Here is a 13,694-nt window from a genome sequence, read left to right as displayed (position 1 = left end):
CCCTGCGCCCTCTGTTCGAGGGGGCGAGCTGACAGCAGAGCTCGGGCGCGGATGCGTTGCGAGAAGGTGACCGCATGTGCATTTCTGCATCACTGGTCGTCACGTTGGACCGCTGTCCTCTCCGCGTCATTGCGAGCGCAGCGAAGCAATCCAGGGCTCAGGGGCGTGACTCTGGATTGCTTCCGCCGTCGCCCTTCGGGCTATGGCGGACAGGTCGTCGCTTCGCTCCTCGCAATGACAGCGGTGATCTTGGCTGCAGTTTACGCCACCACGCCCAGGCTCTTCGCCGCCTGCCAGTTGCGCCAGAAGTCGTGGGGCATCTGGATGTGGGTCGAACCGAGGAACGAGAAGGCGTCGTTGACCGCATTCGAGAACGCCGGCACGCCGCCGACATTCGGGCTTTCGCCGACGCCCTTGGCGCCGATCGGATGATGCGGCGACGGCGTCACGGTGTAGTCGGTCTCCCAATGCGGCGTCTCGACCGCGGTCGGCATGAAGAAGTCCATGAACGAGCCGGTGACGACGTTGCCTTCCGAGTCGTAGCGGATCTCCTGGCCCATCGCGATGGCGAAGGCTTCGGTGAGGCCGCCATGAACCTGGCCCTCGATGATCATCGGGTTGATGCGGGTGCCGCAATCGTCGAGCGCGTAGAAGCGCCGGACCTTGTAGACGCCCGTGTCGACATCGATGTCCATCACGCAGAGATAGGCGCCGAACGGATAGGTCATGTTGGGCGGATCGTAGTAGCTCACCGCCTCCAGTCCCGGCTCCATGCCGGGAGGAACCGAGTTGTACGCCGCCCAGCAGATGTCCTTCATCGACATCGCCTTCTCGGGCAGGCCCTTGACCCGGAAGCCGTCGATGTCCCATTCGAGATCGTCCTCGTGGACCTCGAGCTTGTAAGCCGCGATCATCTGCGCCTTGGCCTTGATCTTCCGAGCCGCCATGGCGATGGCCGCGCCGGCGACCGGCGTCGAGCGCGAGCCGTAGGTGCCCAAGCCGTAAGGCGCGGTATCCGTGTTGCCCTCCTCGACCATGATGTTGTCGGCGGGGATGCCGATCTCGCTCGCAATGATCTGCGCCCAGGTGGTCTCGTGGCCCTGGCCCTGGCTCTTGGTGCCCATCCGCGCGATGCCGGCCCCGGTCGGGTGCAGGCGGATCTCGCAGGAGTCGAACATCGCGATCCCCAGGATGTCGCAGTTCTTGGACGGGCCGGCGCCGACGATCTCGGTGAAGAAGCCGATGCCGATGCCCATGATCTCCCGCGTCTCGCCGCGCTTGAAGGCGGCGCGCTTCTCGGCCTGCTCCTTGCGGAGACCGGCGTAGTCGACCGTCTCCATCATCTTGCGCATGGCGGTGTGATAGTCGCCGGAATCGTATTCCCAGCCGAGCGCTGAGTGATAGGGAAACTGCTCCGGCTTGACGAAGTTCTTCAGGCGCAGTTCGGCCGGATCCATGCCGAGCTTCTGCGCCAGGATGTCCATCGCGCGCTCGATGCAATAGGCCGCCTCCGTGACGCGGAACGAGCAGCGATAGGCGACGCCGCCCGGCGCCTTGTTGGTGTAGACGCCATCGACACTGAGATGTGCGACCGGGAAGTCGTAGGAGCCGGTGACGATGTTGAAGAATCCGGCCGGCCATTTCGACGGATCGGCGCAGGCGTCGAAGCCGCCGTGATCGGCCAGCACGTGGACGCGCAGGCCGGTGACCTTGCCGTCCCTAGTCGCGGCGATCTCGGTCGTCATGTGATAGTCGCGCGCGAACGCGGTCGCGGTGAGGTTCTCGATGCGGTCCTCGACCCATTTCACCGGCTTGCCGGTCACGATCGAGGCCACAGCCGCGCAGATGTAGCCGGGATAGGCGCCGACCTTGTTGCCGAAGCCGCCGCCGATATCCGGCGCGATGACGTGGATCTTCTGCTCCGGGAGCTTGGCGATCAGCGACACCACGGTGCGGATGACGTGCGGCGCCTGGAACGTGCCCCAGATCGTCAGCTCGCCCTTGATCTTATCGAACGAGCAGACGCACTGGCAGGTTTCCAGCGGCGACGGATGGGTGCGGTGATAGGAGATCATCTCCTTGATGGTGACGTCGGCCTTCTTGAACGCGGCATCCGTCAGCTCCTTGTCGCCGACGCTCCATTCGAAGATGTGGTTGTGATGCTTGCGCGGGCCGTGCGCGCCTGATGTCTTGCCGGCGAGATCCTCGCGCAGGACCGGCGCATCCGGTTCCATCGCCTTGGACGGATCGACCAGCACCGGCAGCGGCTCGTAGTCGACGACGACCTTGGAGACGCCGTCATCGGCGGCGTAGCGGTCGGTGGCGACGACGAAGGCGACCTCCTGGTTCTGGAACAGAACCTTGCCGTCGGCGAGCACCATCTGCACGTCGCCCGCGAGGGTCGGCATCCAGGCGAGGTTGACGGTCTTCAAGGTCTCGGCGGTGATCACCGCGAGCACGCCCGGCACCTTGAGCGCCTCCTCGGTGTGGATCGCCTTGACCCGGGCATGCGCATGCGGCGAGCGCACGAAGTCGCCATGCAGCATCCCAGGCAGCTTCACGTCGTCGACGTAGTTGCCCTTGCCTTGGGTGAAGCGGATGTCCTCGACGCGCTTGCGCCGGCAGCCCATGCCTTCGAGGGCGGCTTCGCGTTGTTCCCGCGTGGGAGTCATGTCGTTCATTCCGCGGCCTCCTGGAATTCCACGCCATTGATCTTGGCGGCGGCGTATTGGATCGCCTTGACGATGTTCTGATAGCCGGTGCAGCGGCAGATGTTGCCGGAGATGCCGGCGCGGATCTCGGCCTCCGTCGGCTGTGGATTCTCCTTCAGCAGCCGATGCGCGCGGAGAATCATGCCGGGCGTGCAGAAGCCGCATTGCAGGCCGTGCATCATGCGGAAGCCTTCCTGCAGCGGCGACAAGGTGCCGTCCGCATTGGCCATGCCCTCGATCGTGGTGATCTCGGCGCCATTGGCCTGCACCGCGAGCATGGTGCAGCTCTTCACGCTCATGCCGTCGATATCGACCGTGCAGGCCCCGCAATGGCTGGTCTCGCAGCCGATATGCGTGCCGGTGAGTTGCGCCTGCTCGCGCAGGAAATGAACCAGCAAGGTGCGCGGCTCCGCGAGGCCTTCGACCTCGCTGCCGTTCACCTTCATCGTGACGTGGGTTTTGGGCATTCGGTGCTCCCTGAAGAACGTCTTTGAACTTGAGGCCGAACTATCAGCCGCGGTGTCGGTGCGCTCCCCTCCCCCCCGCGCGAAGCGAAGCTTCGCTAGGCGGGGAGGGGTCGGGGGTGGGGGTCCACGGCGGCGGTCTCGCTTGGGGCTCCCCCCTCCCCGCCCCTCCTCCACAAGGGGGGAGGGAGAGGAAAGAGTTCGCCGCGGGGCGAGTTGCACCGTCAGCGGGGCCGCCGCGTCGGCGAACGCTACTTCGCCCTGCTCGCCGCGCGCTGCAGCGCGCGCATCACCATGATGCCGCCGACATGGACGCGATACTCGGCGGGGCCGCGGGCATCGGAGGCCGGCTGCATGATCGCGCGCGCGGCGGTCGCGGCGGCCTTCAGCGCGGCATCATCGAGCGTGGTGCCGATCACGGCATTCGCCGCATCCGTCGCCAGCAGTGGCGTCTCGTGCAGGTTGGTCAGCGCGATCACGCAGGTCGCCACCTTGCCGCCGGCCATGGTCAGCACCACGCCCGCCGCTGCGGTCGCATAATCGCCGACCTTGCGCTTCAGCTTCTCATAGGCGTAGCCGTGTCCCGCGGGCGGCACGGGAATGGTCACCCCGGTCAGGATCTCGCTAGGCTCCAGCGCGGTGAAATACGCGCCCTGGTAGAATTCCCGCGCCGGCACCTCTCGGGCGCCGTTCGGCCCTTCGAGACGATAGGTCGCGTCCAGCGCCAGCATCAGCGCCGGCATGTCGTTGCCAGGGTCGCCGTTGGCCACGTTGCCGCCGAGCGTGCCGCGGTAGCGGACCTGCGGATCGGCGATCAGCAGCGCCGTTTCGTGCAGGATCGGCAGGCTGCTGCCAATTTCGGTCGACGCCAGCAGTTCGGCCTGGGTCGTCATCGCGCCGATCGCGATGCGGTCGCCGTCCCTGCAGATGCCCTTGAGGCCGGCAATGCCGTGCAGGTCGACCAGATGCGCGGGAGTCGCCAGCCGCAGCTTCATCATCGGCAGCAGGCTGTGACCGCCGGCGAGCGGGCGCGCCTCGTCGCCGAGATCGGCGAGCAGCTTGACGGCGTCGCCGACGCTGGCGGGCCGATGATAGTCGAACGGACCTGGGATCATGTCGTTTCCCTTCCCTCTTGCTGGCCTGCCTTGGCGGCTTGGCCGTCGCGTTGCTGCGGCGGGCGTTCGTGCTGCGAGAGCGAAGATCGAACGCGGACACATCGCGGTTGGCAGCGAGAGTCGATCGGGATCGGCGGCCGCGCAACGAAACGGGCACGGAGAGCGGCGAATTCGCACGAATGGCGGATCAGCGCGCACGAATTGCGTCAGGAAAGGCGACCCAGTCAAGCCAATGACGATCCGGCCAGACGCGCGAGGGAGCGCCGTGCCGAGAGGCTTGCGTGGAGGATTTGTGTGCGGCGCGGAGACCGGCCGCGCCGGATATTGCGCCTGCGAAAAGCCCCGCTGGATCAGGCCGGTCGCCGCAGCCCGAGCCGCGCCTTGACCTCGGCGACCTTGGCGCGGCTCACCGGCACCCGCGGCTTCGACGGGCCGTCGAGCTCGATGACCGCCCCCTCGCCTTCCTTGCCGACGAAGGTCACGTGCTCGATCGCAACGATGTGACTGCGGTGGACGCGGATGAAGCGGCCGGGATCGAGTTGCGCCTCGGCCTCGGAGATCGACCACGGGCACATCCGCTCGCGGGTGCCGTCATGCACCCGCGTATAATGCGCGTCGGCTCGGACGCTGCGGACGTCGCCGGCGTCGATGAAGTGAGTGCCATTGGCGCCCTCGAGCGGCAACCGCGCCGCAGCGATGCGCGGCGGCTGTCCGATGCCGCCGAGCGGCGCCGCGGTGACACGGGCCGGCGCGATGCTCTCAGGCGGTTCCGGAGGGGGCGGCGCGACGGGTTGCACTGGCGATGGCGGGATGATCGGCTCCGGCGCCAGGGCGGGGGCGGCCTCGGCCATCACCGATGCCGGTTTCGACGCCCGATGCGGTTCCGGCACCAGCGACAGCAGGAAGCCTGCGGCGACGACGAAGCACAGCACGGCGACCACGATCGCCAGCGCCTGCGGTGATGCCGCGAGCCCTGCGGCCTGATGATGATGGCCTTCGCCCGCCGGCAAAACATGCATGCCCAGCATCGCCGTATAGTGCATGCCGGAGACGGCGATACCGAACGCCAGCGCGCTGATGGCCAGCCGCAGGCCATCCTGCCGCGCCAGGAAGATGCGCAGCCCGCCATAGGCGGCGACGATCGCGATCGCGACCGAAAGCGCCACCAGCGCCGGATCATGGGTCAGTCCGAAGCTGCCGGCCAGGCCGTGCATGCCGACATAATGCATGCTGGCAATGCCGGCGCCGAGCAGCAGCGCCGAGGGCACGACGCGCTGCGGCGAGGGATCGCCGATGCTGACGAAGAACAGCGACACGCCCACGACCAGCGCGCAGATCAGGAACGAGATGATGGTTGGCAGCACCAGATAGACGGCATCCGCCGGCAGCGGCGCGGCCATCATGCCCACGAAATGCATGGTCCAGATGCCGACTGCGAGAATGCCCGCAGCCCCCGACAGCAGCACGCGCGGATTCGCCCCCGGCCCGCTGCGGATGCGCGCGGTGAGACTGAATCCGGTATAGCCACCCAGGCTCGCGATCACGACCGAGAGCGCGACGAGATAAGGATCGTATCCTTCGATCATCCTTGCCGGCCGCCCGTCGCCACGGGCCAGCCTCCTCCCGGGAGAGGTTTTACAGGGCGCGAGCGGGAAATGACAACACAAGGCGGGGAGCGGGAGGAGGCGTGATGTCGCTGGAAGACGCGCCGATGCGCGCGCCACGATGCGCAGCGAAGTTGGGATTCGACCTCCCGCCGCAAAGGCGGTGCACTCCCCTCCCCCTCTTGCGGAGAGGGGTCGGGGGTGGGGGTCCACACGACGTGCTCTCAGTGACGAGCAGTGACGCTCGGGAGATTTGCAAAGGTGGATCTCACGACGGTCAGCGCCCGGAGACCCCCCACCCCCAACCCCTCCCCGCAAGGGGGAGGGGAGCTCATCGCCCGTGCGGCAAACGTCGAGAATCACAATTTCGAAAGAAGGCGTGTGGCTCGCTGGCCAGCCACACGCCATCCCGCCTCAGATGATCCCCGCCGCGACCTGGCTGCGCAGGCGCTCCAGGCTCAGCAAGGTCTCCGCGCAGGCGGTCGCCACCTCGACGCCCTTCGTTGCGAAGTGCTTGCTGAAGAAGTCGAAATGCGCCTGCGTCTCGTGGAATTGCTGCGGGGTCAACACCGCCGAGAACACCGGCACCTCGGTGCGCAATTGCACGTCCATCAGCGCCTTGATGACGGTGTCGGCGACGAACTCGTGCCGGTAGATGCCGCCGTCGACGACGAGGCCGGCGGCGACGATCGCAGTGTAGCGCCTGGTCTTGGCGAGCAGCTGCGCATGCAGCGGGATCTCGAACGAGCCCGGCACCTCGAAGATGTCGACACGGTCGCGCGGAATGTGGCGCGCCTCGATCTCGTCGAGGAAGGCGATGCGGCACTCGGCGACGACGTCGCGATGCCACGCCGACTGCACGAAGGCGACGCGCTGCGGCTTGGCGAAGCGCGGATGCGACGGCGCCGGAGGCGTGTCGTCAGGCGGCGGCGCAGCGGACGTATCCGCCGGCGGCGCGGTTTCAGCGACGATGTCGGTGGTGTCGATGGAGTCTTGCAACATCTGATTCATGGTTGTCCTCATTGAGAGACCAGAATCAGGGCACACGGAACGACGACGCCCCCACGCGGGATTGCGCGGGGGGCCGGGACCCGTTCTCTTTCATCCGGACTTTGACCGTCGGCTTCGGAGTCGCACCGAATCTGCTGACCCTTCTCCTCAAGGCCCGATCCGGAGAACAGGATTCCCCCGGTCAGTCCTCGCAGAGAAGGCGCTCGCGGGCTCGCGCTCTCGACCGAGACCGCTTACCGCCGGTGGGGAATTTCGCCCCGCCCTGAGAACATGAACCGCCCGGAATGGACGGCCCGCAGGAACTATGCAGACGGTCCGGGTCGCCGACAAGACCTGACATGCGCAGCGCGCGAAGGGCCGCTATGCGGCCTGCGGCCGCCTTCTCCACAGCCGGCGGCGCCATTTCCGCGGCATTTTGCGGCGGCTGCGGCGAATCCGATTCCGTTTTGTTCTCGTTCGGCCATGATTCCACAGGCCGGACAGGAGTTGTGGACGAACCGGTGTTTCGTTGTGGACGGACTCACCCCCCCGTTGCGCAGATTCCGCAAATCACATCACTTTGTCCGCGCACGCCCGGGGTACCTCCGGGGCTGCAAGCCGGGTTCGAGGCGCCGACAGGGCGCGGGCCGGGTCGCCGCGTAAGTACCAACGAGATCAAGAAGACGAGGTCGAGACGGCATGTCCCTGCTCGAAAGCACTATCGATTCCGGAAACCATCCTTTGAGCGTGGTCGAGAACATCGCCTCCGACAACAACTGGATGTTCGAGCGCTCCGGCGAGGACGAGATCACGATCGCCTCCAAGGGGCAGTGGACCGACTATCAGATCTCCTTCACCTGGATGGCGGAGATCGAGGCACTGCATCTGGCTTGCGCCTTCGACATGAAGATTCCGGAGGCGCGCCGCGCCGAGGTGCAGCGGCTGATCGCCGCCATCAACGAGCAGTTGTGGCTCGGCCATTTCGACATCTGGACCCACACCGGCATGGTGATGCACCGCCAGGCCCTGGTGCTGCCCGGCGGCATCACCGCCTCCGGCCCGCAATGCGAGAGCATGCTGGCCGGCGCCATCCACGCCTGCGAGCGCTATTTCCCGGCGTTCCAGTTCGTGGTCTGGGCCGGCAAGTCGACCCAGGACGCGATGGCCGCGGCGCTGTTCGACACCGAAGGCGAGGCGTAAGGCTGCCCCCCTCTCGTCATGCGCGGGCTTGACCCGCGCATCCATCTCGCCTCAAAAAGCCGCTCCTTTCAGTCGATGGATGGCCGGGTCAAGCCCGGCCATGACGAATGGAGGCTTGATGACGACCATCTCCGAACTCCAACACACCACCGGCACCATCGTGCTGGCCGGCGCCGGCAAGATGGGCGGCGCGATGCTGACCGGCTGGCTGGCCGGGGGCCTCGATCCCGCGCGGGTGGTGGTGATCGAGCCGATGCCGTCGGCCGAGATCACCGCGCTGGTGGCCCGCGGCGTCCGCCTCAATCCGGCTGAGACCACCGCGGCCGAGGTCGTCATCCTCGCTGTCAAGCCGCAGATGTTCCGCGAGGCCGGGCCGGCGCTGAAGCGCTGGGTCGGCGATACCACGCTGGTGTTGTCCATCATGGCCGGCACGACCATTGCGAGCCTGCAGGATGTCGTGGGCGGCGCCGTCGTCCGCGCAATGCCGAACACGCCGGCGGCGATCGGCCGCGGCATCACGGTCGCCGTGCCCGCCGCCAATGTCAGCACGGCGCAGCGCGCGCTGACCGATGCGCTGCTGCGCGCGACCGGTGCCGTGGAATGGGTCGAGGACGAGGGGCTGATGGATGCGGTCACCGCCGTGTCCGGCTCCGGTCCCGCCTATGTGTTCCTGCTCGCCGAAGAACTGGCTCGCGCCGGCGTCGCCGCGGGCCTGCCCGAAGCGCTGGCGACGAAGCTCGCGCGCGACACGGTGTCCGGCGCCGGCGAGCTGCTGCATCGCTCGGAACAGTCCCCGGCGACCCTGCGTCACAACGTCACGTCGCCCGGCGGCACGACCGCCGCCGCGCTCTCGGTGCTGATGGCCGCGGACGGCTTCGAGCCACTGCTCGAGCGCGCGGTGGCCGCGGCGACGGCAAGGTCGAAGGAATTGGCGAAGTAGCCCCTCCAACCTCCGCCGTCATTGCGAGCGCAGCGAAGCAATCCAGGGCCACGCCCGCGGCCCTGGATTGCTTCGTCGCTTCGCTCCTCGCAATGACGGTGGAATGCGCCACTACGGCACGGCGAAGCGCTTCTTGAACTGCTCGACATTGATCAGGCCGCGGCCGTGGCGGCCATCGCCGATCTTCACCTCGCCGTGGAACGCCTCGACCGCGAAGCGGATGACGCGGCGCTCGACCTCGATCACCTCGGCCACGGTGCGGATGGTGGCGCCGACCGGCGAGGCCGCGAGATGGCGGACATTGACCTCGGTGCCGACCGTGACCCAGCCCGGCGGCAGCACCGGGTTGATGGCGTCGCCGGAGGTCATCTCCATCTCCAGGATCATCATCGGCGTCGCATAGACCATGGGCATATGAGGAACAAAGTGCCCGACGGTGCGCTCCGGCGGCACCACCAGCAGGCGCTCGGCCCGCATGCCCGGCTTGATGATGTCACGTGCGTCCATGGTGGCTCCGAATTAGCTGCCGTCCCGGACAAGCTGCGGCGCGCGCGCCCATCCGGAACCCATCCGCCGCGGCGGTCGTGATGGGCAAAAAGCCAATGACCAGGCTGCCTCGAACCGCTCCCTGGGGGTATGGGTCCCGGCGTTCGCCGGGACGACGGCATTTGTGATTGCCCAACACGCTCGCCCCACCCCCAGCCGTCATCCCGGACAAGCCACGACGCGCGCCAGCGCGGCGCGGCGCCGATCCGGGATCCATACGCCGTGGCAGTCGTGATGGGCGAAAAGCCAATGACCAGCGTGCCTCAAACCGCTCCTTGGGGGTATGGGTCCCGGCGCCTTGCGCGCAATTGCGCGCTAGGCCGGGACGCCGGCGGAGCTACTTCTTCTGCTCGGCCGCGCGCTCGACGAAGGTCTTGCCGCCCTTCATCTTGTGCGTCAGCGGCGCCTCGTTGATCTGGATGACCACGGCCTCGGGATCGACGCCGAGATGCGTCACCAGCGCCTTGCTGATGTCGCGCATCATGTTGGTCTTCTGCTCTTCGGTGCGGCCGGCGGCCATGTTGATGGTGATCTCGGGCATTGAGTTTCCTCCTTCTATCTCTCGTCGTTCTTACAACCGGCTGCGAGTTAGATCGTCATCGCGAGGAGCGAAGCGACGAAGCGATCCAGGGTTACTCCGAAAGATCGTTCTGTTTGGCCCCTGGATTGCTTCGCTTCGCTCGCAATGACGGCAAGATAAGTGCGCCGGATGATTGCCTGGTCTCGTTACCCCCAGCTCACGTCGTGACGCGCGAGCACCTCGCGGACGGCGGCGACGAGTTCGTCCTCCTTGGCGGAGACTTGTGCCGGGCGGCTCTCGCGCCATTCCTGGTTCGAGGCGATCGCGGCGGCGGCCTTCGCACCCTCGATCAGATCCTTGATCTGCACCTCGCCGCGCGCCTTCTCGTCAGAGCCCTGGATGATCACGCAGGGCGCATTGCGGCGGTCGGCATATTTGAGCTGGTTGCCCATGTTCTTCGGGTTGCCGAGATAGAGCTCGGCGCGGATGCCGTGGCCGCGCAAGGTCGAGACCATCTTCTGGTAGTCGGCGACGCGGTCGCGGTCGAACACGGTGACGACGACGGGACCGAACGCGGGCCGCGTGTCGAGCTTGCCGAGCAGGGTCAGCGCCGCCTGCAGGCGGGAGACACCGATGGAGAATCCGGTCGCCGGCACCGGCTCGCCGCGGAAGCGCGAGACCAGGCCGTCATAACGTCCACCGCCGCCGACCGAGCCGAACACCACCGGCTGGCCCTTCTCGTTGGGGATCGCGGCCAGCAGTTGCGCCTCGAACACCGGGCCCGTGTAGTATTCGAGGCCGCGCACGACGGAGGGGTCGACCATGATCTGGCTGTGATAGCCGGAGGCATCGACCAAGCGCGCGATCTCGACCAGCTCGTCGAGACCGTCGATCGCGAGCTTGGAGTCGGCGAAGGTCTCACGCAGCATATCGGCGATGCGGCGCGCAATGTCGTATTCGCTGTCCTTGCGATCGGCATCGCCGGCGAGGCGCTGCGCGACGTCCTTGTCGCCGGCATAGGCGAGCAGCGGCGGCGCGACCAGCGCGCGCGCATTGACGAAGGTCTCGATCTTCTTGATCTGCGCCTCGTCGAGCCCGGCGCCCTTGGTGAAATCGCCGCTCTCGTCCTTGCGGCCGGCGCCGAGCAGTTCGCGCACGCCGCGCTCGCCAAGCCTGTCGAGCTTATCGATCGCGCGCAGCACGGTGAGCCTGCGGCCGAAATTCTCGTCGCCGCCGAGGCCGATCGACTCCATGACGCCGTCGAGCACCTTGCGGTTGTTGACCTTGACCGCGTAGTCGCCGCGCGCAATGCCGAGCGCCTCCATCGTATCCGCCGCCATCATGCACATTTCGGCATCCGCGGCCGGCGAACCGGAGCCGACGGTGTCGGCATCGAACTGCATGAACTGGCGGAAGCGGCCGGGACCGGGCTTCTCGTTGCGGAACACGTAGCCTGCTCGATAGGAACGATAAGGCTTCGGCAGCGCGTCGAAATTCTCGGCGACGTAGCGCGCCAGCGGTGCGGTGAGGTCGTAGCGCAGCGAGATCCACTGCTCGTCATCGTCCTGGAACGAGAACACGCCCTCGTTCGGGCGGTCCTGGTCGGGCAGGAACTTGCCGAGCGCATCGGTGTATTCGAACGCCGGCGTCTCCACCGGCTCGAAGCCGTAGCGCTCGTAGACGGCGCGGATCTTCTCGACCATCTCGCGGGTGGCGGCGATCGCCGCGGGGCCGCGATCCTCGAGCCCGCGCGGCAGCCGCGCCTTCAGCTTCTGGGGTTTCTTGGGTTTGTCGTTCATCTGATACCAGAGCGTAGGGTGGGCAAAGCGCAGCGTGCCCACCAGGGCTGACAAATACTGGAACGGTGGGCACGGCCCGCTTCGCGGTCCTTTGCCCACCCTACTGGATGGAATGCGTTGCTGGCTTTGGTAGCAGCCGGGGCGCAGGGTCACAACCCGGGGGAGCTGCACGATTTAAGGCTCGTCATGGCCGGGCTTGACCCGGCCATCCACGACTTTCATGCCGCGCGACGTGGATGCCCGGGCCTTCGCCGCGCCGAAGCGGCTTCGGCCGCGCAGGCGGGACAAGCCCGGGCATGACGGCGAATGGAGCAGCAGCCCCCTACTTCACGTCCCTGATCCAATTATGCGGATCCGCAGCTCGGCCGTACTGGATGTCGACCAGCTGCTTGCGCAGGCCCATGGCCACCGGGCCGGCCTCGCCGCCATTGATGACGACGTCGCCGCTCACCGAGCGGACCTTGCCGATCGGCGAGATCACGGCGGCGGTGCCGCAGGCGAAGGCTTCCTTGAGCTTGCCGCTCGCGGCATCCGCGCGCCACTGGTCGATCGAATAGGCCTCCTCGCGCACCTCGCGGCCGGCGTCGCGCGCCAGCTTGATGATGGAGTCTCGCGTGATGCCCGGAAGGATGGTGCCGAGCGGCGGCGTCGACAGCGAGCCGTCGGCGAACACGAAGAACACGTTCATGCCGCCGAGCTCCTCGACATAGCGCCGCTCGATCGCGTCCAGGAACACGACCTGGTCGCAGCCATGCGCGATCGCCTCGGCCTGCGCCTTCAGGCTCGCGGCATAATTGCCGCCACATTTGACGCCACCGGTGCCGCCGACGGCGGCGCGCGTGTAGTTCTCCGAGACCCAGATCGAGACCGGCGCCGGGCCGCCCTTGAAATAGGAACCGACCGGCGAGGCGATCACCGCGAAGATGTACTCCGCCGACGGCTTCACGCCGAGGAACACCTCGTTGGCGATCATGAAGGGACGCAGATACAGGCTGCCCTCGCCGCCCGGGATCCAGGCGCGGTCGATGCGGACGAGCTGCTCGACCGCCTCGATGAAGACATTCTGCGGCAGCTGCGCCATCGCCATGCGATCGGCCGAATTCCAGAACCGCTGGGCGTTCGCGTCGGGGCGGAACAGGTTCACGTCGCCATCGTCGCGCTTGTAGGCCTTGAGCCCCTCGAAGATCTCCTGCGCGTAGTGCAGCACGGCCGCCGCCGGATCCAGCGGGAAGTTGGCGCGGGATTCGACGCGCGCGCTGTGCCAGCCCTTGTCCTGGCTGTACTGGACCACGGCCATGTGATCGGTGAACACCCGGCCGAAGCCGGGATTGGCGAGCTTGGCCGCGCGCTCCTGGTCGGAGGTCGGGTTCGTCGTCGGCTTGATGTCGAATGTCAAAGTCATGTCCTTGCTTCCCCCGCTCTGATCGCCGTTCGCGAGTTCTGGCGCCGACCCGTCCAATCGGGCCAGTCGGCTTTTGAATGTCGGACCTGCCGCGGCCGGCTTTTCAGCCGGTCGCCGGGCAAGCATGCCACCACAGGACATGCTTTTGCGCCCGGCGGAAGTCCAGTATGGTTTGCCGAAATGCCGCTCGACATCACACGGTTGTTCGAAACGCCGCCAAGAGCCGCCCGTCCGGGTTGCTTATGGCCCGATCAGACACGTCCTGGGACGATCGCCCGCCGATGAAACGATCTAAAATTTCGTAGCGGGCGATTGTTTTGTAACATTGAACCGCAGAAACGTCAATATGGCTGACATAAATTTCTCGTCTCCGACGTTGAGCCCCGAGGTGCGCGCGGCCGAG

The 13,694-nt window shown here is 66.8% G+C and carries 12 protein-coding genes and 1 riboswitch; of the genes, 2 read left to right on the top strand and 10 right to left on the bottom strand.

Features of this window, described 5'->3' with window-relative positions; genetic code table 11:
• Window positions 1-260 precede the first annotated feature (260 nt).
• The 5 genes from BRAS3809_RS07845 to BRAS3809_RS07825 all read right to left on the bottom strand — a co-directional run bounded on the left by BRAS3809_RS07845 (window position 261) and on the right by BRAS3809_RS07825 (window position 6,905).
• Window positions 261-2,681 carry an aerobic carbon-monoxide dehydrogenase large subunit gene (locus tag BRAS3809_RS07845; RefSeq protein ID WP_008961551.1) on the bottom strand — a complete coding sequence of 807 codons (2,421 nt, stop codon included), beginning with the start codon at window positions 2,679-2,681 and terminating at the stop codon, window positions 261-263.
• Window positions 2,678-3,178: a (2Fe-2S)-binding protein gene (locus tag BRAS3809_RS07840; protein WP_008961550.1), complete on the bottom strand. Its 501-nt coding sequence runs from the start codon at window positions 3,176-3,178 to the stop codon at window positions 2,678-2,680. Before BRAS3809_RS07840 ends, BRAS3809_RS07845 begins: the two co-directional genes overlap by 4 nt.
• 248 nt (window positions 3,179-3,426) lie before the next feature.
• Window positions 3,427-4,290, bottom strand: a complete 864-nt coding sequence (locus BRAS3809_RS07835) for an FAD binding domain-containing protein (protein WP_008961549.1) — start codon at window positions 4,288-4,290, stop codon at window positions 3,427-3,429.
• A 350-nt stretch (window positions 4,291-4,640) separates the two neighbouring features.
• The gene (locus BRAS3809_RS07830) at window positions 4,641-5,876 is read right to left on the bottom strand and encodes an MHYT domain-containing protein (protein ID WP_008961548.1); all 1,236 of its coding nucleotides are present in this window, start codon (window positions 5,874-5,876) and stop codon (window positions 4,641-4,643) included.
• A 432-nt stretch (window positions 5,877-6,308) separates the two neighbouring features.
• Window positions 6,309-6,905, bottom strand: coding sequence for a 6,7-dimethyl-8-ribityllumazine synthase (locus BRAS3809_RS07825; RefSeq protein ID WP_035655708.1), 597 nt, complete (start codon window positions 6,903-6,905; stop codon window positions 6,309-6,311).
• A gap of 78 nt (window positions 6,906-6,983) precedes the next feature.
• Window positions 6,984-7,179: riboswitch (FMN riboswitch) on the bottom strand.
• A 404-nt stretch (window positions 7,180-7,583) separates the two neighbouring features.
• Between BRAS3809_RS07825 and BRAS3809_RS07820 the strand changes: the two genes are divergently transcribed.
• Both BRAS3809_RS07820 and proC read left to right on the top strand, forming a co-directional pair.
• A complete protein-coding gene (locus BRAS3809_RS07820; RefSeq protein WP_035655706.1) occupies window positions 7,584-8,084 on the top strand; it encodes a type III secretion system chaperone family protein in 501 nt (166 codons plus the stop codon).
• 118 nt (window positions 8,085-8,202) lie between these two features.
• Complete coding sequence (gene proC / locus BRAS3809_RS07815) at window positions 8,203-9,024, top strand: pyrroline-5-carboxylate reductase (protein ID WP_008961545.1); 822 nt, start codon at window positions 8,203-8,205, stop codon at window positions 9,022-9,024.
• A gap of 111 nt (window positions 9,025-9,135) precedes the next feature.
• Here the strand turns inward: proC and BRAS3809_RS07810 are convergent, their stop codons facing one another.
• From BRAS3809_RS07810 to BRAS3809_RS37020, 5 genes are all read right to left on the bottom strand, one after another.
• Window positions 9,136-9,531, bottom strand: a complete 396-nt coding sequence (locus BRAS3809_RS07810; protein ID WP_008961544.1) for a thioesterase family protein — start codon at window positions 9,529-9,531, stop codon at window positions 9,136-9,138.
• Between the two features lie 376 nt (window positions 9,532-9,907).
• Window positions 9,908-10,111 (bottom strand): tautomerase family protein, encoded by a 204-nt coding sequence (locus tag BRAS3809_RS07805; RefSeq protein ID WP_008961543.1) that lies wholly within the window; start codon window positions 10,109-10,111, stop codon window positions 9,908-9,910.
• 185 nt (window positions 10,112-10,296) lie between these two features.
• Window positions 10,297-11,889, bottom strand: a complete 1,593-nt coding sequence (gene hisS, locus BRAS3809_RS07800) for a histidine--tRNA ligase (protein ID WP_008961542.1) — start codon at window positions 11,887-11,889, stop codon at window positions 10,297-10,299.
• A 322-nt stretch (window positions 11,890-12,211) separates the two neighbouring features.
• On the bottom strand, window positions 12,212-13,291 hold the full coding sequence (locus BRAS3809_RS07795; RefSeq protein WP_008961541.1) for a branched-chain amino acid aminotransferase: 1,080 nt from the start codon (window positions 13,289-13,291) through the stop codon (window positions 12,212-12,214).
• Between the two features lie 193 nt (window positions 13,292-13,484).
• Window positions 13,485-13,694, bottom strand: a 210-nt coding sequence (locus BRAS3809_RS37020; protein WP_210161096.1) for a hypothetical protein, incomplete at its 5' end; no start/stop codon positions are given.

This window comes from Bradyrhizobium sp. STM 3809 (assembly GCF_000239795.1).
Lineage (GTDB): Bacteria > Pseudomonadota > Alphaproteobacteria > Rhizobiales > Xanthobacteraceae > Bradyrhizobium.
Note: the sequence above shows the minus strand (reverse complement) of the source record. Positions and strands in the feature narration are given on the sequence as shown.